Genomic DNA, 21848 nt, shown 5'->3' with positions numbered 1-21848 from the left:
ATGACCGACAGAAACGGAGCCGCGCGGCAAGCGGGCTCCGTTTTTCCGTTTTTCCCGCTCATATATTATAATGCAGTCATGGTGTTTCAAACTGAAACGAAAAACGAGGTGTCATGATGAAAATTAAAGTTCTAGCTATAGCTCCGTATGTAGGATTGCGGGATTTGCTTTTGGAAATGGTGCAAGAAGAAACAACGATTCATATGGATGTGGAGGTAGCGGATTTGGAAGAAGCGCTTCCGCTTATCCAGCAAGCCGAGGAAAGGGGCTACGACATTATTATCAGCAGGGGCGGTACGGCAAACCTGATTCGCAAGCATTCCTCGCTGCCGGTCGTGGACATCCCGGTATCCGGGTACGATATTTTGCGGGTGCTGACGCTTATCCGCCGCACGAATTCCAAGGTAGCCATTATCGGCTTTCCGAATATATGCAAGGCGGTTGCAGAGGTGTCGAGCCTGCTTGATTTTGAAATTCCGATTATCCAGATCAGCGACCAGACCGAGGTGCGCGGCGCTCTGCGGCAGGCATTTGGCGACAAGGTTCAGATTGTGCTGGGGGATGCCGTTACGGTCCGGGCCGCGCAAGAAATGGGCTATCACGGTATTCTTATTACCTCAGGCAAGGAATCGGTCGGCGATATGTTCCGGGAGGTGAGGCGCGTATACGACGTTTACCGGCAAGGTCAGGAACAAACGATGTTCTACCGGGACATCCTGGACCAGGATACCAGAGCGATTATCGCGCTTGATGACCGTCACCGGATCCTGTTCATGAACCATACGGCGGGAGAGCTGCTTGGCAGCAGCGGTAATACGGATGCGGAGGCTTTGTCAGGCAGCAGCATTCAATATTCATTACCGGCGCTTTACAAGCTGATAAGCGGAGCGGAGGAGGCGGACAGTGCTGCCAAATGGTCCAAGCAGTTCCTCTATTTGAATGAGCAGCAATACAAAGTAAGCGTTAGCGAGGGCCGCAAGAAAGGATGCTTCCGCTATCTGGTTTCCCTGGACTCGATCGAGAATTGGCGCAACGAGCGGAGATTCGCCGTATATATTCCGCCAAGGCTCACTACGTTTAATCAAATGGTAGGCTCCAGCGTGATGTTGAATAAAACGATTGCGAAGGCGCAAAAGTATGCACTAAGCGACCGTAATCTTTGGATTTCCGGAGAGAGGGGAACCGGCAAATCGCTGTTCGCCCAAGCGATCCATTCGGCAAGCAGGCGCCATGCGCAAGGCTTCTATATGATTCCGTGCGAAGGGATGACGGAGCAGGAAACCGATCTTCTGCTGAAAGGAACGGCGGAGGAGCTTGGCTTGCCCGAGACCGGTTTCGGCGGAACGATCTATCTGAACAATGTGGACAGGCTGGACCGCGGAGCGCAGGATCAATGGCTGCAGGCCATACGCCGGTACCCCCAAATCCGGTTTATTGCCTCTTCCTCGACAAGCTTAACCCGCCTGAAAGGGAAAGCGGACTACAATCATGAGCTAATCGCCGCGTTAGGCGAGCTTCAATTAGCAGTTCCTTCGTTAATGGAACGGATGGAGGACATTGATGAGATCATCAGGGTCATGATTGCGAATTATAATTTTCAATCCGGCAAGCAGATCGTCGGTTTCCGCGAAGCGGCTCTCGATGAGCTGCTGCAATACGATTGGCCGGGGAATTTACGCGAGCTGGAGCGCGCCATTCACGAAATGCTTGTCCTTACCCAAGGCAATCATGTAGAGAAGAAGGATGCGGTGACTGTTATTGAACAATACAAAGAGTCCTTGATTGCGGATGCGGATACGGTGTCTACCACGATAGACCTACGGGGAACGCTGGAGGAGATCGAGCGCCGGATCATTACTTACGTCCTTCAAGAGGAAGGAATGAATCAATCCAAAACCTGCAAGAGGCTCGGAATGAACCGGACAACCTTTTGGAGAAAAATGAGCAAAACGTTTAATAATGAAACGTAATTAAGGTTGTCCATCGCATATACTCGCTTTATAATTAGCAATGTAGCGCTTACAAATCGAACATACTGTTTCAAAATGAAACAAAAATGCATCTTAGGGGGACTACTTGTGAAAATTAAAGCGAGCATTGAAAAAATCCCTGGCGGTATGATGATCGTACCATTATTGATTGGAGCTATCATAAATACGGCTTTTCCAACGATTTCGACTTATTTTGGTTCCTTTACCGGCGCATTGATGACCGGATCGCTTCCCATGCTGGCTGTCTTTTATGTCTGTATGGGATCCACCATCGATTTTAAAGCAACGCCTTACATCGTGAAAAAAGGCGGCACCTTGTTGATCACCAAAATCGGCATTGCGATGCTGGTTGGTTTTATCGCCGGTAAATTTCTTGGCAATGGCATGATTGATAACGGTTTCTTCGCAGGGCTTTCCGTTCTGGCTATCGTCGCGGCCATGAATGATACAAACGGCGGTCTGTACATGGCGCTGATGGGGCAGTTCGGACGCAAGGAAGATGTAGGCGCATATTCGATCATGAGCCTCGAGTCCGGCCCGTTCCTGACCATGATTACGCTTGGCGCAGCCGGCCTCGCCGCGTTCCCGTGGCAAACGCTTGTAGGCGCAATCCTTCCGCTGGTAGTCGGCATGATTCTCGGCAATTTGGATAAAGAGCTCCGCGAGTTCCTTTCTAAAGGGGTGCCGGTCCTCGTTCCGTTCTTTGCCTTTGCGCTTGGTGCCGGGCTGAATCTGGGCAATGTGTGGAAAGCAGGCGCGCTTGGCGTGCTGCTAGGCGTTGCGGTTGTTATCATTACAGGCCTGGCGCTGATGGGGACCGATCGGCTTACGGGCGGCAATGGCGTAGCCGGCTTGGCCGCAGCTACTACCGCGGGCAATGCCGCAGGCGTACCGGCGGCCGTTGCCGCCGCAAACTCGATTTATGTACCGCTCGTTCCTTCGGCAACCGCGCTTGTTGCTTCGAGCGTTATTGTGACGGCCATCCTTACGCCGATTGTGACCGCATGGTGGGCTAAGCGTCTGGAAGCTAGAAGCAAATAAAACGACGGAGGATGCAACGTGAAACAGATATCTATTATTGCAGATGATTTAACCGGCGCATCGGACTCCGGCGTTCAATTTGCACGGAATGGCCTAAAGACGCAGGTGCTGTTCGATTGGTCTTCCATTCCCGATGACCATTCGGAGCTGGATGTGATCGTCATCGACACGGACAGCCGCTCGATACCGGGAGAGCTGGCTTATGAGCGGGCGGCTAGCGCAGCCGCGGCGCTCAAAGAAAAAGGGTTTAGCTTTATTTACAAAAAAATGGACTCTACGCTCAGAGGGAATCTGGGGCAGGAAATAAGCGGGGTTATGGACAGCTATAGCTTCCAAGCCGCATTTATTGCGCCTGCCTTTCCAAGAATCGGCCGGACGACCGTAGGGGGAATCCATTACTTGAACGGTACGCCGATTCACGAAACCGAGATGGCGAGAGATCCTAAGACTCCTGTACCGGATTCCCGTGTCGCCCATATTTTGCAAAAGCAATCCGGCCTTGCTAGCGCGAATGTAGAGCTTGCTTTGTTACGCGAAGGTCCGGAGGCGGTTCGTCAATTTATCGAAGAACAACTTCGTCAAGCCGTAAAGCTGTTTGTATTCGACGCGGAGACGGATGACGATCTTGCCGTTATTGCCGCGCTGATGCCGGTATTTCAGGCAAGCGTATTGTGGGGAGGCTCGGCCGGCTTGGCGGAATTCCTGATTACGCCGGATCCGCCCAAGACCGCTGGACGATACGAAAAACAATTTGCGACGGGTGCCGTCATTCTCGTAGCGGGAAGCATATCGGCTATTACCCGGGAACAGGTTGCGGAGGTTAACCGGCAGGCCAATGTTGCCGCTTTGGAAATGGATCCGCTGGCAGCCATCGGGCCCGCTGAGGAACAAGAGCGAGAAATTGCAAGGTGTACGGCAGAGCTGCAGCTTGCTATTGCAGCGGGGAAAGACATTTCGCTTCACGCCGGTTCTTCTCCGGAGCAAGTCAGCGCCGCCAAGGAAAAGGGGGCGGCGCTTGGACTGGATTCCTCGGATGTCTCCAACCGGATCGCGGATACGCTTGGCCGAATAACAAGCCGGGTTGCTGCGGGCAGCTCCGTACAAGGTCTCGTGCTCACCGGCGGCGATACGGCCAAAGCCGTCTGCAGATATTTAGGCGTCAGCGGCTTTGAGCTTCATCATGAGGTGGAGCCGGGTATCCCGTTCGGCACCTTGGTTGGCGGTTCCCGTTTGCCGGCTATTACGAAAGCAGGGGCGTTCGGCCGTAAAGGTTCGTTATGGCATGCCATGCAGCATATACGAGAAGGAAGAGGGGAATAACAATGAAAACGACGATTATTGGGATCACAATGGGAGACGGCGCAGGCGTCGGCCCCGAGATTATTATGAAGGCTCTTGGCGATTCGGCTCTGTATGAGAGCTGCAATCCGTTTGTCATTGGCGACGCGAAAATATTGCAACGTGCGGCGGGTGTCGTGAACAGCGAGCTCAAGATTCGCCCTATTGCTTCCGTCACGGAAGCACAATACGAATACGGTACGGTGGATTGCCTTGATCTGAATCTGCTGCCCGCCGACCTTCCGTTTGGACAAGTGTCTCCGGAAGCGGGGCATGCGGCGTTTATGTACTTGAAGACCGCCATTGAGCTGGCAAACGAAGGGCAGATTGACGGCATCTGCACGGCGCCGCTGAACAAAGAAGCGCTCCACAAGGGCGGCCATATTTATCCGGGTCATACCGAGATTCTGGCCGATTTGACGGGGACGCAGGATTTTGCGATGATGCTCTCCGCTCCAAAGCTGAAGGTCATTCACGTAACCACGCACGTAGGCATCATTGATGCCGTAAGAATGATCGAGCCGGAACGCGTCTACAAGGTGATCCAAATGGCTCATGAGACACTTCGGAAAGCCGGCTACGCGGAGCCTCGCATCGCGGTTTGCGGCATTAATCCGCATGCCGGAGAAAATGGGCTGTTCGGCTACGGGGAGGAAGAAGAGAAGGTTATTCCGGGCGTCGAGCGGGCGCAGCGGGAAGGCATAAACGCGCAAGGTCCGCTCCCCGCGGACACGTTATTCTTCCGTACGACGCGCGGCGACTTCGATATCGTGGTTGCGATGTACCACGATCAGGGACATGGTCCGGTAAAAGTGTTAGGCCTCGAAGCAGGCGTTAACATTACCGTAGGCCTGCCGATTATCCGCACGAGCGTCGATCACGGAACGGCATTCGATATTGCGGGCAAAGGCATCGCGGATGACCAAAGCATCAAGGAAGCGCTGCGCCAAGCGGTAGAGCTTGCGCCAAAGCGTTAATCAAATATATTAATGCATATAAAAGGGACATCAGCCGATGTCTCTTTTTCTTGTTACATTGGATAAAACAAATAAAGTAATTTGTTATAAAAGATATAAATAATTTTATTTTGACATGTTAAATAGGTTGTAATATATTGGGATCTGTGAAGCCTAAAGCTTAGAGGGGGATTGATAGCGGTTCATCGCTTGCGGAGCATAGGAAACAGGGGTAATTCAAGAGACGAAAAGTCAGAAAGAAGAGGCAGGGGAATCCAATGTCTAGTAAAGAATCGGTTTACCGGCAATTTCAAATGTACTGGAACAACAATATGTATTTCCTGGGAATCGCTTACCGCACGGCGCCCCGCCGGGTTATCCTGCAATTTATACTCGCTGTTCTAAACTATGGAATGGATTATCTGTATGCCATATTATTTATCGGGTATGTGTTTGGTGCGGTAGAGAACGGGACGCCTTATCGTTATGTATTGGCTTTTATATGCGCCATGATCGCAACGTATTTTGTTCTGTCAGTCGTCTCCGAATGGTTCGAGAAGCGTTACAAGCCGGTGTGCGATCTCATGATCTCGCAAGAGCTCAACCGGATCTTGTTCGAAAAAGCCGCCGAGGTTGAGCTAGCCTGCTATGAAAATACGGAATTTTACGACAAATATACGCGGGCAGGACTGGAAGCGGACACCCGCATGGCCAGCGTTCTGGACAATCTGACGAATTTCGTGGGGGCGCTTGCTTCATTTATCATGCTGTTAATCACGGTTATTTATCTGGATCCGATTGCCATTGTCTTTATTATTCTTCCGGCCGCAACCAAGCTTACGATTACGGTCCGCCGCAACCGCGCTTTATATGAACTGAACAAAGCCAACACGCCGTCCGTCCGGGTGAGTAAATACGTTAACCGGATTGCTTATCTGGAGAGCTATGCGAAGGAACTCAGACTCTCGAATATATTCCGGGTGATGCTGGACCGCTACGGAAAGGCTGTTGGCATCATGCGCGGCAACTTCCTGACCTTGGGCAGGCAGGTCGCCAAATACCGGGCGCTTGACGATGTCCTGGGCAGAGTTGCTCCGTATCCCCTTGCGATGCTGTATGCGGGATATAGCGTGCTTGTCCTTCAGAAAATCAAGGCCTTCCAGTTTATCGTTCTGCTGAATGCCATTAACAATTTAAGCCACTCGATGGCTACCGTGTCCGGCTTCTTCACCAATTTGCAGGAAAACGGCATTTATATTGAGAATGTGAAGGAATTTCTGCGTTATGAGCCGGTTATTCCTCAAAGCTATGACGGAGTAGCTCCGGACGCCGGAAAACCAAGCCTGGAGCTTAAGCAGGTGAGCTTTGCTTATGACGGACAGTCGCAGCCAATCCTGAGCGGCATTGATCTTCAGGTGAAGCCCGGCGAGAAGATCGCGCTGGTTGGCCATAACGGAGCGGGCAAATCCACGCTGATCAAGCTGATGATGAGGCTCTATGATCCAACGGCAGGCGTCGTTCGCTTAAACGGCAAGGAGATCAAAAACTATCGTCTTAGCGAATATCGGGAGCTGTTCGGAACCGTATTCCAGGATTGCAAGGTGATCGCGATGCCGCTTGCGGACAATGTATTTATGCGCAGAGCATCCGAGCAAGAATATACACGGGCAGCTGAGGTATTGGATAAGGTAGGCGTCTATCAAAAGATTAAAAGCATGGGAGGATCGGTTTCTTCGGTCATGACCAGGGAATTTGACGAGAAAGGCTTGGTGCTCTCCGGCGGGGAGATTCAGAAAATTGCAATCAGCCGATTATTCGCGGATAACAGCCGGATTGCTATTCTCGATGAACCGTCAAGCGCGCTTGATCCGGCAGCGGAAGCCTATATGTTCGAGCTGCTGCTGCAAGCATCGGCGGACCGGACCATTATCTTTATCTCGCACCGGCTATCTTCCGCCGCGCTTGCCGACCGGATCTTCATGCTGGAAGGGGGCAGAATCGTAGAGACCGGCACCCATATGGAGTTAATGGCTGTAAACGGGAAATACGCGGATATGTTCCGCAAGCAGGCGGAGCATTACAGGGAGGAGGCTGCTCAGTATGGCTAAGCGGGGAGACGTTCTTCGCAATAATCTTTTTATGCTGAAGTATGTGTTCCGGATCGTACCGCTGTATGCAGTCATCCATCTGATCATGCAGGCGTTGTTCGGATTGTTTGATGTCATGTGGGGCGTTCTGCTCATCAAACTTGTTGTTGACGCGGTAACGGTTCATCATTCGGTCATCCCCGTTCTGCTTGCCGCGGGAGGTTATTTGATCTATGGGGCGACCATTCAGACTGCGGCAGGTTACGTTTACGAAATGTTTGCGCCAATCCAGCTTCAGAAGCTGAACAAAGCGATGCAGACGGAATTGTACGGGAAAGCCATCCGAATGGATTACGCAAGGTACAACGACCCCGAATATTATAATCAATTCGTGTGGGCGGCATCGCAGACGGAAGGAAAAGCGGCTGATGTGCTTGATCAGACTGCCGAGCTGCTTAAAAGCACGATTACCGTAGCGGGAATCGCCGGGACTTTGCTGGTCTTGAATCCTTTGGGCGTTGCGGTTGTCATTATCGGACTCGCGGCGAGATTCGGGATTACGATTCTATCCAATAAAGCAGAGTTTAAAAGCGAGCTGGAATTAAAGCCGCTGGAACGGAAAAAGAACTACACCAGCCGGGTATTCTATCTGCCCGATTACGCGAAGGAGCTTCGCACGAGCCGAATCGCGGCGCCGCTCATGGAAGATTACCGCCAAGCGAATACGGCGATGCAGCAGGTTGTCCGCAAATACGCACCCCGTTTAATCCTGCTGCGGATATTGAACGGATTTGTATTTCGAACGCTGCTTATGGACGGCATTTATTTTGCCATTACAGCTTATCAGGTTATTGTGCAGCACTCGATAACCTACGGGACGTTTGCGGCTGTAACGAACGGCGTATGGACGCTGGGGTGGAGTCTCAATAATCTGATTGATACGGTAACGAAGTTTCAGAAAAATAACCTTTATATTCGGCAGCTGCGCTCTTTTCTTAACGATAAGCCGCAAATGGAGGAGCCGCTGCAGCCATGCGAAATGCCGCGTTTGCCGAAAGAAATACGGTTGTCCAACGTCAGTTTCACCTACGGTAATAACGATACGCCAACGCTTCGAGGCATCCATATGTGCATTCGTCCGAAGGAGAAAATCGCGATTGTTGGCTACAACGGCGCCGGCAAGTCTACGCTGATCAAGCTGCTGTTAAGGCTGTACGACGCGAGCGAGGGCGAAATCAGTTACGATGGGCGAAGCATTCGGGATTACCGTTCGGAGGACTATCGCGGTCAATTCGGGGTAGCGTTTCAAGACTTTCAGCTGTTTGCGGCTAGTCTCGCGGAGAACGTATGGATGGATCGGGTGGGAGACGAGGATACGGAGCGTCAGGGCGACATCATTGAAGCGCTGCGGAAAGCGGATTTTGCCGGCCGTTTGAGCAGTCTGAATCAGGGCCTGAATACGGAACTGACAAGGGAGTTTTCGGACAAAGGGCAGATCTTCTCCGGCGGTGAAGCGCAAAAGATCGCAATCGCCAGGGCATTCGCCAAGCCTTGCTCTGTCCTCATTCTCGATGAGCCTTCCAGCGCGCTTGATCCGATTAGCGAATACAATTTGAACCGGGCGATGCTGGAGGTCGCGGAGGATAAGACGGTGATCTTTATCTCTCACCGGCTGTCCACAACCCGTCTGGCTGACCGTATTTATATGATGGAACGCGGGGAGATCATCGAATCCGGCAGCCACGAAGAGCTGATGCAGCTGGATGGCAGCTATGCCAAGCTGTTCCGGCTTCAGGCAGGGCATTACCTGTCGGCTTGATCATACGGATAAGTCAAAAGCCCCAAGCGCACATCCGCTGCACGGATTGCGCTGAGGCTTTTCTTATGGTTATTGCTTATGTAAAATGCTATAAACCTTCACTATATCCAAATGTGCGCGGACATGCTCGGCCAGCCGGTCAAAGGCTTCAAGCTGTCTGCTGCGGAAGGGGAGTGTTTCATCGATTGGAGCCAGGTTTTTTCCTGCGCGCACCAGATTGAGGTATTGCCGCCTAAAGGCGTCGTTATGAAAAATGCCGTGTACATAAGTGCCGAAGATTCTGCCATCCTCCGAAATGTTGCCCTCGTCTTGTCCGTTAATGAACAAAAGAGGAAGAATCGGGGCGAGGGGAGTGGTCTGCCCCATACGAATCTCGTAACCTTCAATGGCAAGACCATGCATATCAGGCCAATCGGGGTGCCCGCAGGCGACAATACCGCTGACTCGTTCCGTTCGTTTATTGGTATAAAAGGTTGTAGAGAGCGGAAGAAACCCTAGTCCGTCCGATTCGCCGTATGCGGATTCAACTTGATGCGGATCATACAGCTTTTGTCCAAGCATCTGGTAGCCTCCGCATATCCCGGCAACATAACAGCCGCTTGCGGCGTGATTGGCGATGGCTTCCGCAAGTCCGGTTTTCTTCAGAAAGAGAAGGTCCTCAATCGTGTTCTTTGAACCCGGAATAAGGATAACGTCCGGATGCCCTAATTGTTCTACGCTCTCGACGTAACGAACCATGACATCCGGCTCGGCCTCCAGCGGATCAAAGTCGGTGAAATTCGAAATGCGGGGCAGCCGAATAACCGCTATATCCAAGTCTCCAGTCCCGGCCTGGTCTGTCCGTTTCTCCAGCACAACCGAGTCCTCCGCTTCAATATCGAGCCTTGGCAGATAGGGGATAACCCCAAGAACGGGAATTCCCGTACGCTCCTCGAGCCAATCCAGACCGGATTGCAGCAGGCTGATGTCGCCGCGAAATTTATTGATAATAAATCCTTTTACCCGGCTTCGCTCGTCTTCTTCCAGGAGCTCCATCGTTCCGACAATAGAGGCAAAAACGCCGCCCCGATCAATATCCGCGACCAGCACAACAGGAGCATCGGCCCATTTGGCCATGCGCATATTGACGATATCCCGGTCCTTCAGATTAATCTCGGCGGGGCTTCCCGCGCCTTCCAGCACGATAATATCATGTTCCCCGCGTAGGCGGTCCAATGCGTCTCTAACAATACCTTCGGCCAAAGGAATATACTCCTCGCTGTATCGCCAGGCGCTCATTTCTTCCAGCGGCTTGCCGTGTACGACGATTTGCGCCTTCATCTCTCCGGTAGGCTTGATTAGGATCGGATTCATATCGGTTGTCGCCGCGATGCCGCAAGCTTCCGCTTGAACGCCTTGCGCTCTGCCAATCTCCTTGCCGTCTAGCGTTACATAGGAGTTAAGCGCCATGTTTTGCGATTTGAAAGGCGCTGTCTTCCATCCGTCTTGCACAAAGATGCGGCATAACGCCGTAGTCAGCACGCTTTTTCCTACGTCTGATGCCGTGCCTTGCACCATAATGGTTGATGCCTGTTTCAAGCTTACGCCTCCTTCTTTGCAATTGCTTAAAGTCGATAATAGTCTTGTCTCTCAATATAAACCATGTCTAAAGGTAAGGGAATAATCATGCAATAAGATATATTGAATATATATAATATGGGTGATATAATCTTCAACGAGATAAGCGCTTACATATTCAGGCACATTTGGCATGATTGTGGGGCGCTTATTACGTTTTTATTTCAGTGCACTTCGTAAGGGTGAAGGCAGGTGGTAGGAGGGAAGAAATCGGCAACCGGTAAGGCTTTTGCATAAAAGTTAAACCCAATCATTTTAAGTGGAAAAGGAGACTAAAGATGAAATGGAATAAAAAATTTGGTGCAGTCTTGCTTGCAACCGTTATTATGGCTGCATCTTCTCCGTTCGTGGGACTTCCCAAAGCGGAGGCAGCCGGATTAAGCTGGCCCTCCGAACAAATTCTGCCGTCTTTCTCGGCGCCGGCTTCTACGCTCGACGTAATGAATTTGGTAACGGAGTATAGATACGAGGCGGAAGGCAAAGGAATCGGCCATGGTACCGGTCGTCCGGAAAGCAACGGCTGGCTGGCACAAACATCGATCGATGCTCCCAATAAGCATATGGTTTACGGACCGTACGCTAAGGATATTCCGGCAGGAGAGAATCAGGCTTATTACGATATGATTATTGATAACAATACGGCTAATGATGATCTCATTGTTACGGTTGATGTCAGAGACAATACGACGGGACAGGTATTAGCAAGCCGCGACATTACCCGGAAGCAATGGACGAAGGTAGGCACTTACGAGCGATTTACGCTCAACTACAATAACCCGACCACCGGACATGAGTTGGAATTCAGGGTGTACTGGTACGGCCGGGCTTACACTAAAGTAGATGCCGTGGGCTCCATACAGCAAGGAAAATCGGATGAAACGGTCTTGTTTACAACTCTCAAGGGACTTGTAAATAAAACGCAGCCGAGAATCTATACGTATGATGACAACGTGAGAAACGAAGACGGAAAAGATAAATGGCTGAATGATTTGGGATTGGGACATACGGATGTAGCGGACAACTGGTCCTTAATTACCAAGTATGCCAGCGAGATTAACGGAATCGTCGTTTATGACGATGCCTTGCCCGATACGTTAAACCTGGCTACGACAATCGCTGCGCAATCCGGAGCCATTGTTGCGCCGCCAAGCTTGGTCAGCAAGCTGACTTCCGCACCTTACAATCTGCCGATCCTAGACGATTTACGAGGGGATTTCAGCACAAAGCTTGAAGTCTATCAATATTTGCACGATCATTATTGGTCCTCGCTGTCCCATAATCTCATTATTGGGTTAAGTCCGGGAATTAAAGGCGCGCTGCGCGATTATGCAACGGCAACCGGCGCGGCTGTCATCTGGCTGAATCCTTCCGTCCCGGCAGAGAAGACTCTGTTGCAAAGCTTCTTCGCCGATATGCCTGCCGGCAGCGGAGTTTACATGGGCTGGTGGCCGGATGAAGCGATTGGCGTTCAAGCCGCTTCCGAGTATGGCATTTCTACGATTGCCAGCGACTGGTCCTCCAACCTGACGGTATTCGGCGGTACTTCGAGAACGGTTAACGTAAAGCCGGTGCCGAATAAACCGGTTCTTCAGAACAAAATTTACGTCTCGCTCATTCTGAGCGACGGCGACAACTTGCAGTATATGGAACACCGCTTCAAGAAAATTTGGGATTCGCCTAACCGCGGAGCCGTACCGCTTGGGTGGACGGTATCGCCTGCTATGCTCGATGCGATGCCTGGCGTGTTGAATTATTTGTATGATTCCGCTACGCCAAATGACGCGCTTATAGCAGGGCCGTCCGGGTTTGGCTATACGTATCCGAATGCATGGGCGAATCAAACCTATCTGAATAAATTTGTTGCTTTATCCAATGATTACATGAATCGCGCAGGATTAAAGGTAGCTACAATCTGGAATACCATTACCGGCGGCATTAATCCGAACGTAGGAGAAAGCTTTGCCCAATACGCGCCGTCCTTGTTAGGCTTAACGGGTCAAAACGCCGGCAGTCCTATTACGGTCTACGGAAATTCGCTGCCAACGCAGGGGCTAAGCGCGACTTATTGTTACTCCGAAGCAACGATTATTTCCGAGATTAATCACGCGATTGCAGGCTGGGATGGAACGGCACCTCGTTTTGTCAGCATCCAATCCAATCCGTGGGATGTTAATTACCAGATGATCGTCAATGCGGTAAATAACTTTAGCAGCAATAGCAATATCGTTTTTGTCAGACCCGATACTTATTTCCAATTAATGCGCGAAAACAACCAGCTGCCTATCGATCCGTCTACGGTCGTTAAGCAATACGAAGCGGAAACCGCCTTCTCGCATGAAACAGGATCAGCGAACGGCAGCGACTGGTCGGCTAGCGTAAGCGCGGATAATGCAGGCTACATGCTGTCCGGCAATGCAGATAATACCATTCCTGCAGGCAGCAATACGGCGACCTTCAAAATGAAGATCGATTCCAACGCGGGCACAAACGATAACGTCGTTACGCTTGAAGTTCGCGATAACGCAACCGGGCATAACCTTGCTTCGGTTGATGTGTCCCGCAATCAGTTCAAAGCTAACAATGCGTATCAAGACTTCAACCTGTCCTTTGACAATCCGTCCGGAAGCAGCCTGGAATTCAAGGTCTATTATCGGGATAAAGCGACAATTGGCATTGATAAGGTAACGGTATCAAAAAGAATCGGCAAGTATGAAGCAGAAGGTGCTGTGGTCGGGCATGAAGTGGGACGTGCCAGCGGAGATGGCTGGCAAGCTACGCCTTCGCTCGATGGGACGGGATATATGCTGAACGGTCCGAATGATACGAATGTTCCAATGGGAAAGCATACGATAACTTATCGAATGAAAATCGATAACAATACGTCTGACAAAGACGTAGTGGCTGTTATCGATGTTTGGGATGCGGCAACAAAAACCGTCGTGAAACAAGCGAAGATTACGCGGCAGCAGTTCGCGTCGGCGAATCAATACCAGGATTTCACGTTGTCCTTCAACCAGACGCTTAACCAGAATCTCGAGTATAGAGTCTGGTATGCGGATAAGGCAACGATAACGGTGGATAGCATTACGGTTAACTAGGGCTCTGCCACAGGGAGAGGGACGCATGATCAACATGCGTCCCTCTTTATTTTTTGGGCTTTTTTATTACCTCGACAAAGAAACGGAGCCGTCTCCACTCAGAAGCGGTTCTATGGAAAGAGCAATTCTCAGCCTTAAGCTTTCAATGGGATCCTTCAGCTTAACCCCAAGCAGCTTCTCGCATTTATCCAGCCGGTACACGACGGTATTGCGGTGCACGAATAGCTGCTTTGAGGTCTCCATGAGCTGGCATTGCGTGTCGTAGAAAGCGCTAAGCGTCCGAAGTAGCTCTTTCCGCTCCTGCTCCTCCGTATGTCTCATACCGTAAAAAGTCTCCTCGTAAAATTGCTTCAGTTCGTCATGCGGCAGCATGTGGAACAAATAACCGATATCCTTCGACTGGTAGGATTGCACGAACTTGGTTCGCTTCAAGCGGTAGCCGTATTGGAGAGCCTTGATGGCTTCCTCATAGGAGTGCTTGATTCCAAGAGCATTTGTTGCAGGCTTGCCGATACCTATGGACAAGCTTAATCCGATCTCCTCGTAAAGTCGGTCGGACAGGCGGGCCAGTTGCTGGAGGAAGAAGGATTCATCCCAGCCTGAATCGGAAAGATGCAGCAGAAGTCCAAATGAATCGTTTTTTGTAAACATCGCAAAGGACTGCCCGATAGCGGAAAAATGCCGCTTAATTCTCTCGTAATGCTCATCACGCTCGGATACGTTCCGTTCATCCTGCCGCTCTGTTTGACTATCCCTCTGACCGTTTCCCCAACCTGCCCCATCCCGGCGAGCCGCAAGCATGACCCAAGCTCCGTTTGCTTTTAGTCCGTATTTCTTTCCTCGATGAATAGCTTCCTGCTCGGAGGTGATGTAGCCGTCAATCAGATCGGAGAAAAATTCGTTTTTGTAACGGCGCGAGCGTTCCTTCACCGCTTGTGCTTTTGTCAGCTCCATGCCGATGACATTGGAAGCTTGTTCCAAGGTTAAACCGTACAAATTGGACATTTTCTCTCCGGAATGGAAGGAGAGTAAATAACCTTCGTGGCGGTAGGTGTGAACCGGATACAGCAGCACGTTGCAGCGATTGCGAAGCGAAACGTCAAGAAGACAGAAGGAAGTTGGCGACGACGGTATGGCTGCTCCATCGAGAATGGCATCCGCTACCGCTGCCAAGGCCGGCATAAGAGATGCGTAACCGAGCCTGGATTCCGCAATGGGCTGCAGTTTTCCGTTAAGAAGCAGAATGGGAGAGGAAAGCAGCTTGGTCAAAGCATCGACAATACCTGTAATGCCTTTGCCTTTCATAATCATTTCGGAGAACTGCTTATGGATATGCAAGGCATATTGCAGCTCTTCATTCTTGTTATTCATGATCAGACTTGTGGATCTTTGCAAAATCTCGCCTAAAGACAGCTCTACTGCCGAGATTTCGATAATCGGGAACTGCAGCCGCTCGGCTTCGAGAAGCGCTTCCTCGGGGACATGGAGCTTGAAGCGTTCCGTCTTGACGGCCATGCCCGAGCATTCCATACGCTGCATATCCCGCATCAGCTCCATAAACATGCCTGGTGTCTGCTTCATGAAATAACCGTTGGTCAATAAAAGCTCGCCAGGGCGCAGAAACCGGATGATATCGGGGGCATCCATAATATTGACGGTTTGAACCTTGCGAGTAAGTCCGTTAAACCCGGCAATAACTCGTGCATGCTCGTAAATGTCGTTGGCAAGCAGCTCGCTTAGCAGCAATGGGATCCCTTCCTTTTCAAAAAGAGTTTGGTGTCATGAAATGTAACATGTAATTGGGCGGGTGTAAATCAATATTTGGATCATTCATCCAATTTTCTTATAATTTTTTAGTTGATGCAGCCAATGACTTTCCGTATAGGAACGGCTATTCTGAATTTAGCTTAAATGAAGTCAAGAAACATGACATGGAGGGGGCTGCAATGCTTGAACAAATCATATCGAATGTCAGAGTAATAGGTCATCATCCATTGAAGGATGTAGGAGTAGCAGACGGCAAAGTCGTTTATGTGGAGAACAGCGGGGCTGCAAAGGAATGGACGGCGAATGCCGTTGTAAATGGGGAAGGCGGCGTACTACTGCCAGGTCTGGTAGAACCGCATATCCATCTGGAAAAAGCGTATCTGTTGACCCGGATGGAAAAGGAAGCCGAATCGCTTCAGGAAGCGATAAGGATGACGGCCGACATGAAAATGATTTTTACGAGAAGCGATATGAGAGAGCGGTCCCTGCAAGTGATTAAGGAAGCCGTACGCAATGGCGTAACCCATATGCGTTGTCATGCGGAGGTTGATCCCATTCTAGGATTGTCGGCCATTGAATCGGCGCTCGAGCTGAAGCAATCCGTACGGCATCTGCTGGATTTGCAAGTGGTCGCATTCCCTCAAGAGGGAATATTCAAAAGTCCGGGAACCGCGGAGCTGATGGAAGAAGCTATTCGGCTTGGCTGTGACGTTGTGGGCGGAATTACGTATCAGGATCCGGACTTGGACGAACATTTGAAGTTTGTGTTTGAGCTCGCGGGCAAGTATAACAAGCCGCTGGATTTCCATGCGGATTTCTCCGACAAGCCCGAGGATCTCGCGATCGTTCAAATTGCCAAGCGGACCATGCAATACGGGCTTCAAGGCCGCGTCAGCGCCGGGCATGTCACCTCTCTTGGTTCTCTTGCGAGAGTGGAGGCGGAAGCGGCAGCAGAGCTGCTGAGCGAAGCGGGCATTCATATCATCACGCTGCCGGCAACCGACCTTTATATTAATGGACGGGGTGATGAGGAGAAGCCGCGCAGAGGTTTGACGCCCGTCAAGCTGCTTCAGGAAAAAGGGGTTAACGTAGTCATTGGCATGAACAACGTGCAGAATCCCTTCACCCCGTTCGGCAAAGCGGATCCCCTTGAAACGGCATGGCTGCTTGCCGTTACCGCTTATTTGGGAGGCGAAAGGGATGCGAGCCGCTTGCTGGGGATGCTTACGGAAGGCGCGAGCCGGGTGTTAGCCCTCGAGGGCTACGGGATTCGCGAAGGGGCGCCGGCTGACATGGTGTTGTTCCGGGAGAGGACGGAAAGAGACGTTCTGCTGCATAAGTCCGAGACCCGGACGGTATGGAAAAGAGGCGTTATGGTCGCGGATACAAGAATCGAGAGAGAGATTGTCCATTTTATGAAAGATAGAGGAGAGGGTCATAGATGAGTAAACGTTATAACCTGAAGGTATGGTGTGCGGCATGGATGGCGGTTATGGTACTGATGCTCGCGGGCTGCGGCGGCAACAAAGCGGCTTCGGGCAATGGCGACAAGAGCGATAAACCGATTCTGATCGGCATGTCGACGGAAGCAACGGGCGATAACGCCATGAACTCGATTAATTTGTACCAGGGGGTTCAAATCGCCGTTGATCAGATTAACGCCAAAGGCGGCTTGCATGGCCGAACCGTTGAGCTGGTCGTTCGCGACACCGAGCAGAATCCTACGCGAGGCATTAGCATTATTAGGGATTTTGGGCAGAAGGAAGGCGTGCTTGGAGCAGTTGGGGGCTTCTACAGCACCGTTATGCTGGCGCAATCCCCCATTATTATGGAGGAGAAATTTCCGTTTGTCGTAGCCACCTCCAATGTCCCCGCATCGGTAGAAAGCGGCATGCCTTGGACCTTTGGCGTACGGATGAACGCGAACATTACGGCGCAATACGCTTTGCAATTCATTAATAAATATTTTGCTACCGACAAAATCGCGATTCTTCATGAGAATGGCGGCTACGGCAAAGGCGCCGCTGCGGCGATGACAAAAGCGCTTGAGGAAAAGGGATTGAAGCCGGTAGCCGTGGAGTCGTTCGACAATGCCAAGGATAAAGATATGACCGCGCAGGTCAATCACGCGAAGGAAGCGGGAGCCGAAGTGATCTACCTGTTCGGGCAAGGAGCCGGCAATGGCTATGTGCTTCAAGCGATGGATAAGCTCGGCTGGAAGGTTCCGATCGTTGGCGAGAACGGCATGGCTAACAAAGGCGTACAGGAGGTAGGCAAGCAGCTGGCGGAGGGAACCTATGCGATTCAGACAGCCAACTTTAACGTTGATCAGACCCGGGAGCCTGCGGCGGCATTCCTGAAGGATTTTACGGCGAAATTCGGTCATATTCCAACGACGTTTGCTTCCGCGGCGCAAGGCTATGACGGAGCGATGATGCTGTTCCAGGCTATTGAACGCACGGAGCTGACAGGCAATCTGAAGAAAGACCGCGAGGCGGTCAAAAACACGCTGGAAACCAATCTTGGTCCATACAGCGGGGTTATCAAGGATTGGGATCAGGCGTTCACGAAAGACAACCATGATGCAATCGACGTTCATTCGTATTTGATGTCCGTGTGGAAGGACGGCAAGCTTGTCGTATCCGACAAACAGTAACAGAGCGGAAAAGAGGGATCAGCATGTCGCTTATCTTGCAATTAATCATCAGTGGTCTTGCGGTCGGCTGCCTCTATGCCGTTATCGCTCTCGGCTACAGCTTAACCTATGTCGTAAACGGTACTCTCAATATGTCGCAAGGGCAGCTCGTCATGGTAGGAGGAGTCCTGCTGTTTGGTTTCTCTGAGCACGCGGGGCTGCCGTTTCCTCTCGCGTTTGCTGCTTCAATCCTGCTGGTAGCCTTGCTCAATCTCGTCATCGAGAGGCTGGCCATACGCAAGTTCGATAAGGGTGCGAATTCGGTTGAATGGGTACTCAGCACAATCGCGGTCGGCATTATTATCCAAGACGTTGCCCTCTATTTCAATGGTCCGGATGAAGGGGTTGTCCCTTCTCCGGCAGGCAGCGGAATGCTTCGCATTATGGATGCCGGCATTTATTGGAAGGAGTTTATTTTCTTCCCTATCGTTGGCGTGCTGCTCGCGTTGTTAATCCTGTTTTATCAAAAATCGCATTGGGGCTTGTGGCTTCGCGCAACGGCGGATAACCGGACAGCCGTTGAGATGATGGGCATTAGCAGCGGGCGTGTCGTGGCCGTTGCTTACGTATTAAGCGGATTGCTCGCGGGGATTGGCGGGGCTTTAATGTCTACGAACTATGCCGTATCCGTCGATGTAGGCTTGCCGCTAGGTCTAAAAGCCATCTCCGTGGCCATTCTGGCCGGCGTTAATAATCCCAAGGGAATCGTAGGCACGGGGCTGCTGCTTGGCGTCGCCGAGGTGTTTATCGGTCAATATATCTCGACCGCATTCCGGGAGATGTTCGTGTACGGCATTGTTATTCTCGTGTTGTATTGGAAGCCGATGGGGCTGTTTAACGTCAGGAAAACAGTCGTCAAGGTATAGGGTTAGACTTGCTTAGGGGGAAGCGGAAATGAATGATACCTGGAAAAATATAATCTTCCGCAGGTCAGCTCTATGGGGCGGACTGCTTGCCGCAGCGGCAATTGCTTCCGCTTCATGGACGGCTGATGCCTATATGCTGAACTTGCTTTTTACAATCGGCATTTATGTGATTGCGTGTGTAGGCATGAATATTCTGGTCGGCTATTGCGGGATTGTCTCCATCGGCCATGCCGGATTGATGGCTGCGGGAGCGTATACCTCGGCATATGCCAGCACGCATTACGGATTGAACTTCTGGCTGTCCGCGCTTGCCGGCATTGCGGTTTCACTGATCATCGGCAGCCTGATTGCCATTCCAACGATTAAAGCGGGCGGCGTGTATCTCTCCATGATTACGATCGCCTTCGGGGTAGTTGTGCATGAAGCGTTGATCAGGTGGGATGGGGTTACCGGCGGGCCGCTTGGCATATCGGGTATTCCTAAGCCTAAGCTTGGCGGTTATGCCTTTGATCTGCAGAGCATGTATCTGCTCGTAGCGGCGGTTGCTATTGGGGCTCTTATCCTTGCCTACAATATACGGCGATCGGCTTGGGGGAGATCCATGATCGCCACGAAGGAAAACGAGATAGCCGCTGCTTCCTTGGGTATTCGAAAGTTTAAGCCGCAATACGTCGGATTTGCGGTCAGCGCCGTTCTAGCGGGTCTTGCCGGTACGCTGTATGCCCATACGAACAGCTTTATCAGTCCGGATACGTATCATTTCCAGGCCTCGGTTCAGCTAGTGCTTATTGTAATCTTAGGCGGCTCCGGACGATTGCTTGGGCCCATCATCGGCGCAGTTATACTGGTCTTCCTGCCTGAAGTGCTGGAGATGGAGAAGCTGCGTATGGCGCTGTACGGGACGATCATGTTCGCGGTTCTTTATTTTCTCCCGAAAGGGATTATGGGAACGATGAATGATTGGCTGGAAGCGCGGTTTGGCTTAAAGCTGCGTTCACAGGAAGCGGATCGCAGCGGAGGTAAGGCTGATCATGGCTTACTGTTCGCGAACGATAGGAAAAAGGGCGGATTTCCTGCTGCCGCACTTCGCCTAGAGGGCATTAATAAGTCGTTTGGCGGTCTACAGGCCTTAAAAGAAGTTTCGGTTGAGATTAAATCCGGCACGATTCATTCCCTTGTTGGACCCAACGGTGCCGGGAAAACGACTCTCCTTAATGTAATCTCCGGCTTGTATACGCCGGAACAAGGGGCAATGGAGCTGCATGGAGCTTCTCTCTCCGGTTCGCTGTCGTCGGTATCCGGATTAGGTATTGCCCGAACCTTCCAGCATTCCAGGCTGTTTAAAGAACTGACCGTTCTTGAAAATGTCATGACCGGAATGACTGTAAAGGCGAGGACCGGGCTTGGAGCGGCTTTCCTTCGAACACCGGGACAACGCCGCAAGGAAGCGGAATTGCAGGAGAAGGCGCATCGGTTGCTTGATCTGATTGGTTACGACGGGAACCGGCATATGTCCGCCAGCCAATTGCCTTACGGTCATCAGCGAATGGTGGAGATTGCAAGGGCGCTTGCGACGGAGCCAAGCGTATTGCTGCTCGACGAGCCGGCGGCCGGCATGACGGCAGCCGAAATCAAGCAGCTGGAGGAGCTTCTTCAGAGGCTTGCCGGTTATGGCCTCACGATCGTGCTGATCGAGCATCATATGGATTTTGTTCAGCGCGTATCCGATACCGTCACTGTTCTGGATTTCGGCAAAGTCATTGGGACGGGTAACCCTGCCCAGCTGCTGAGCGATCCGCGGGTCATACAGGCGTATTTAGGCAAAGAGGAGGTTGCTGCGGATGCTGAGCGTTAATGGCTTATCCGTCAGGTATGGTCCGGTTGAAGCGTTAAAGGGCGTGGATATCGAAGTGGAGAAAGGCGAGATTGTAGCCATTATCGGCTCGAACGGCGCCGGCAAGACAACGCTTATGCAAACCATTTTAGGGCTTGTGAAGCCGCATTCCGGCAAGGTGCTGCTGGAGGGGAAGGACATTACCGCGATGCCGGCCAACCGGACCGCAAACCTTGGGGTGTCGCTTGTCCCGGAGGGGAGGGAAGTGTTCGGTACATTATCGGTGCTAGAAAATATGCGGATGGGCTTAAAGCGACGGATTGGCTCAGTCCGAAAAGAGCAGTTCAACAAGGAGCTGGAGCCTTTATTTGACCGGTTCCCAAAGCTGTATGAGCGGCGGACGCAGCTTGCTTACACCTTAAGCGGCGGGGAGCAGCAGATGCTGGTTCTGGCGAGAGCGATGATCAGCAGGCCCAAGCTGCTGCTGCTCGACGAGCCTTCGCTTGGTCTTGCTCCGATTATCGTAAACGAAATTTTTGAAGCGATCTACGGTTTATCGAAGGAAGGGACATCGATTCTGCTTGTCGAGCAGATGGCTCACAAAGCTCTTAATCTAGCAAGCAGAGGATACGTGATCGATAAAGGCTCGGTCGCGATGCACGGGGATTCCGACGAGCTGCTCCGGGATGAGCGGATGGTTGAAGCTTATTTGGGAGCCCATTAGCCAACCAGAGAGGGA

Annotated in this window: 14 protein-coding genes; 12 read left to right on the top strand and 2 right to left on the bottom strand. The window is 51.5% G+C overall.

Going from position 1 to position 21848, the window contains the following annotated elements; translation table 11 throughout:
- Positions 1–176: 176 nt before the first annotated feature.
- The 6 genes from WFK81_RS09540 (at position 177) to WFK81_RS09515 (ending at position 9232) form a co-directional block, all read left to right on the top strand.
- Entirely contained in the window at positions 177–1970 is a 1794-nt protein-coding gene (locus WFK81_RS09540) for a sigma-54-dependent Fis family transcriptional regulator (RefSeq protein WP_336786175.1), read from the top strand.
- Between the two features lie 108 nt (positions 1971–2078).
- A complete protein-coding gene (locus tag WFK81_RS09535; RefSeq protein ID WP_127493232.1) occupies positions 2079–3032 on the top strand; it encodes a 2-keto-3-deoxygluconate permease in 954 nt (317 codons plus the stop codon).
- Between the two features lie 18 nt (positions 3033–3050).
- Positions 3051–4352 carry a four-carbon acid sugar kinase family protein gene (locus WFK81_RS09530; protein WP_336786174.1) on the top strand — a complete coding sequence of 434 codons (1302 nt, stop codon included), beginning with the start codon at positions 3051–3053 and terminating at the stop codon, positions 4350–4352.
- Between the two features lie 2 nt (positions 4353–4354).
- On the top strand, positions 4355–5347 hold the full coding sequence (gene pdxA, locus WFK81_RS09525; protein WP_336786173.1) for a 4-hydroxythreonine-4-phosphate dehydrogenase PdxA: 993 nt from the start codon (positions 4355–4357) through the stop codon (positions 5345–5347).
- 257 nt (positions 5348–5604) lie between these two features.
- Positions 5605–7434 carry an ABC transporter ATP-binding protein gene (locus WFK81_RS09520; RefSeq protein WP_336786172.1) on the top strand — a complete coding sequence of 610 codons (1830 nt, stop codon included), beginning with the start codon at positions 5605–5607 and terminating at the stop codon, positions 7432–7434.
- Positions 7427–9232: an ABC transporter ATP-binding protein gene (locus WFK81_RS09515; protein ID WP_336786171.1), complete on the top strand. Its 1806-nt coding sequence runs from the start codon at positions 7427–7429 to the stop codon at positions 9230–9232. Before WFK81_RS09520 ends, WFK81_RS09515 begins: the two co-directional genes overlap by 8 nt.
- Before the next feature lie 69 nt (positions 9233–9301).
- On the opposite strand, the gene WFK81_RS09510 is transcribed toward WFK81_RS09515, so the two are convergent.
- Positions 9302–10810, bottom strand: a complete 1509-nt coding sequence (locus tag WFK81_RS09510; protein ID WP_336786170.1) for a cobyric acid synthase — start codon at positions 10808–10810, stop codon at positions 9302–9304.
- 317 nt (positions 10811–11127) lie between these two features.
- Between WFK81_RS09510 and WFK81_RS09505 the strand changes: the two genes are divergently transcribed.
- On the top strand, positions 11128–13947 hold the full coding sequence (locus WFK81_RS09505) for a GxGYxYP domain-containing protein (protein WP_336786169.1): 2820 nt from the start codon (positions 11128–11130) through the stop codon (positions 13945–13947).
- Between the two features lie 66 nt (positions 13948–14013).
- On the opposite strand, the gene WFK81_RS09500 is transcribed toward WFK81_RS09505, so the two are convergent.
- The gene (locus tag WFK81_RS09500; protein ID WP_336786168.1) at positions 14014–15693 is read right to left on the bottom strand and encodes a PucR family transcriptional regulator; all 1680 of its coding nucleotides are present in this window, start codon (positions 15691–15693) and stop codon (positions 14014–14016) included.
- 200 nt (positions 15694–15893) lie between these two features.
- Here WFK81_RS09500 and WFK81_RS09495 point away from each other — a divergent pair, with 200 nt between their 5' ends.
- Genes WFK81_RS09495 through WFK81_RS09475 form a run of 5 tightly spaced genes read left to right on the top strand, consistent with a single transcriptional unit; the run spans position 15894 to position 21833 of the window.
- On the top strand, positions 15894–17159 hold the full coding sequence (locus WFK81_RS09495) for an amidohydrolase family protein (protein ID WP_336786167.1): 1266 nt from the start codon (positions 15894–15896) through the stop codon (positions 17157–17159).
- Positions 17156–18370 (top strand): ABC transporter substrate-binding protein, encoded by a 1215-nt coding sequence (locus tag WFK81_RS09490; protein WP_336786166.1) that lies wholly within the window; start codon positions 17156–17158, stop codon positions 18368–18370. Before WFK81_RS09495 ends, WFK81_RS09490 begins: the two co-directional genes overlap by 4 nt.
- A 23-nt stretch (positions 18371–18393) precedes the next feature.
- Positions 18394–19275 carry a branched-chain amino acid ABC transporter permease gene (locus WFK81_RS09485; RefSeq protein ID WP_317978585.1) on the top strand — a complete coding sequence of 294 codons (882 nt, stop codon included), beginning with the start codon at positions 18394–18396 and terminating at the stop codon, positions 19273–19275.
- Between the two features lie 28 nt (positions 19276–19303).
- The gene (locus WFK81_RS09480) at positions 19304–21130 is read left to right on the top strand and encodes a branched-chain amino acid ABC transporter ATP-binding protein/permease (protein ID WP_336786165.1); all 1827 of its coding nucleotides are present in this window, start codon (positions 19304–19306) and stop codon (positions 21128–21130) included.
- On the top strand, positions 21117–21833 hold the full coding sequence (locus WFK81_RS09475) for an ABC transporter ATP-binding protein (protein ID WP_218032360.1): 717 nt from the start codon (positions 21117–21119) through the stop codon (positions 21831–21833). Before WFK81_RS09480 ends, WFK81_RS09475 begins: the two co-directional genes overlap by 14 nt.
- Positions 21834–21848: the final 15 nt, after the last annotated feature.

This window comes from Paenibacillus sp. MMO-177, assembly GCF_037147795.1.
In the GTDB taxonomy this organism is placed as follows: Bacteria; Bacillota; Bacilli; order Paenibacillales; family Paenibacillaceae; genus Pristimantibacillus.
Note: the sequence above shows the minus strand (reverse complement) of the source record. Positions and strands in the feature narration are given on the sequence as shown.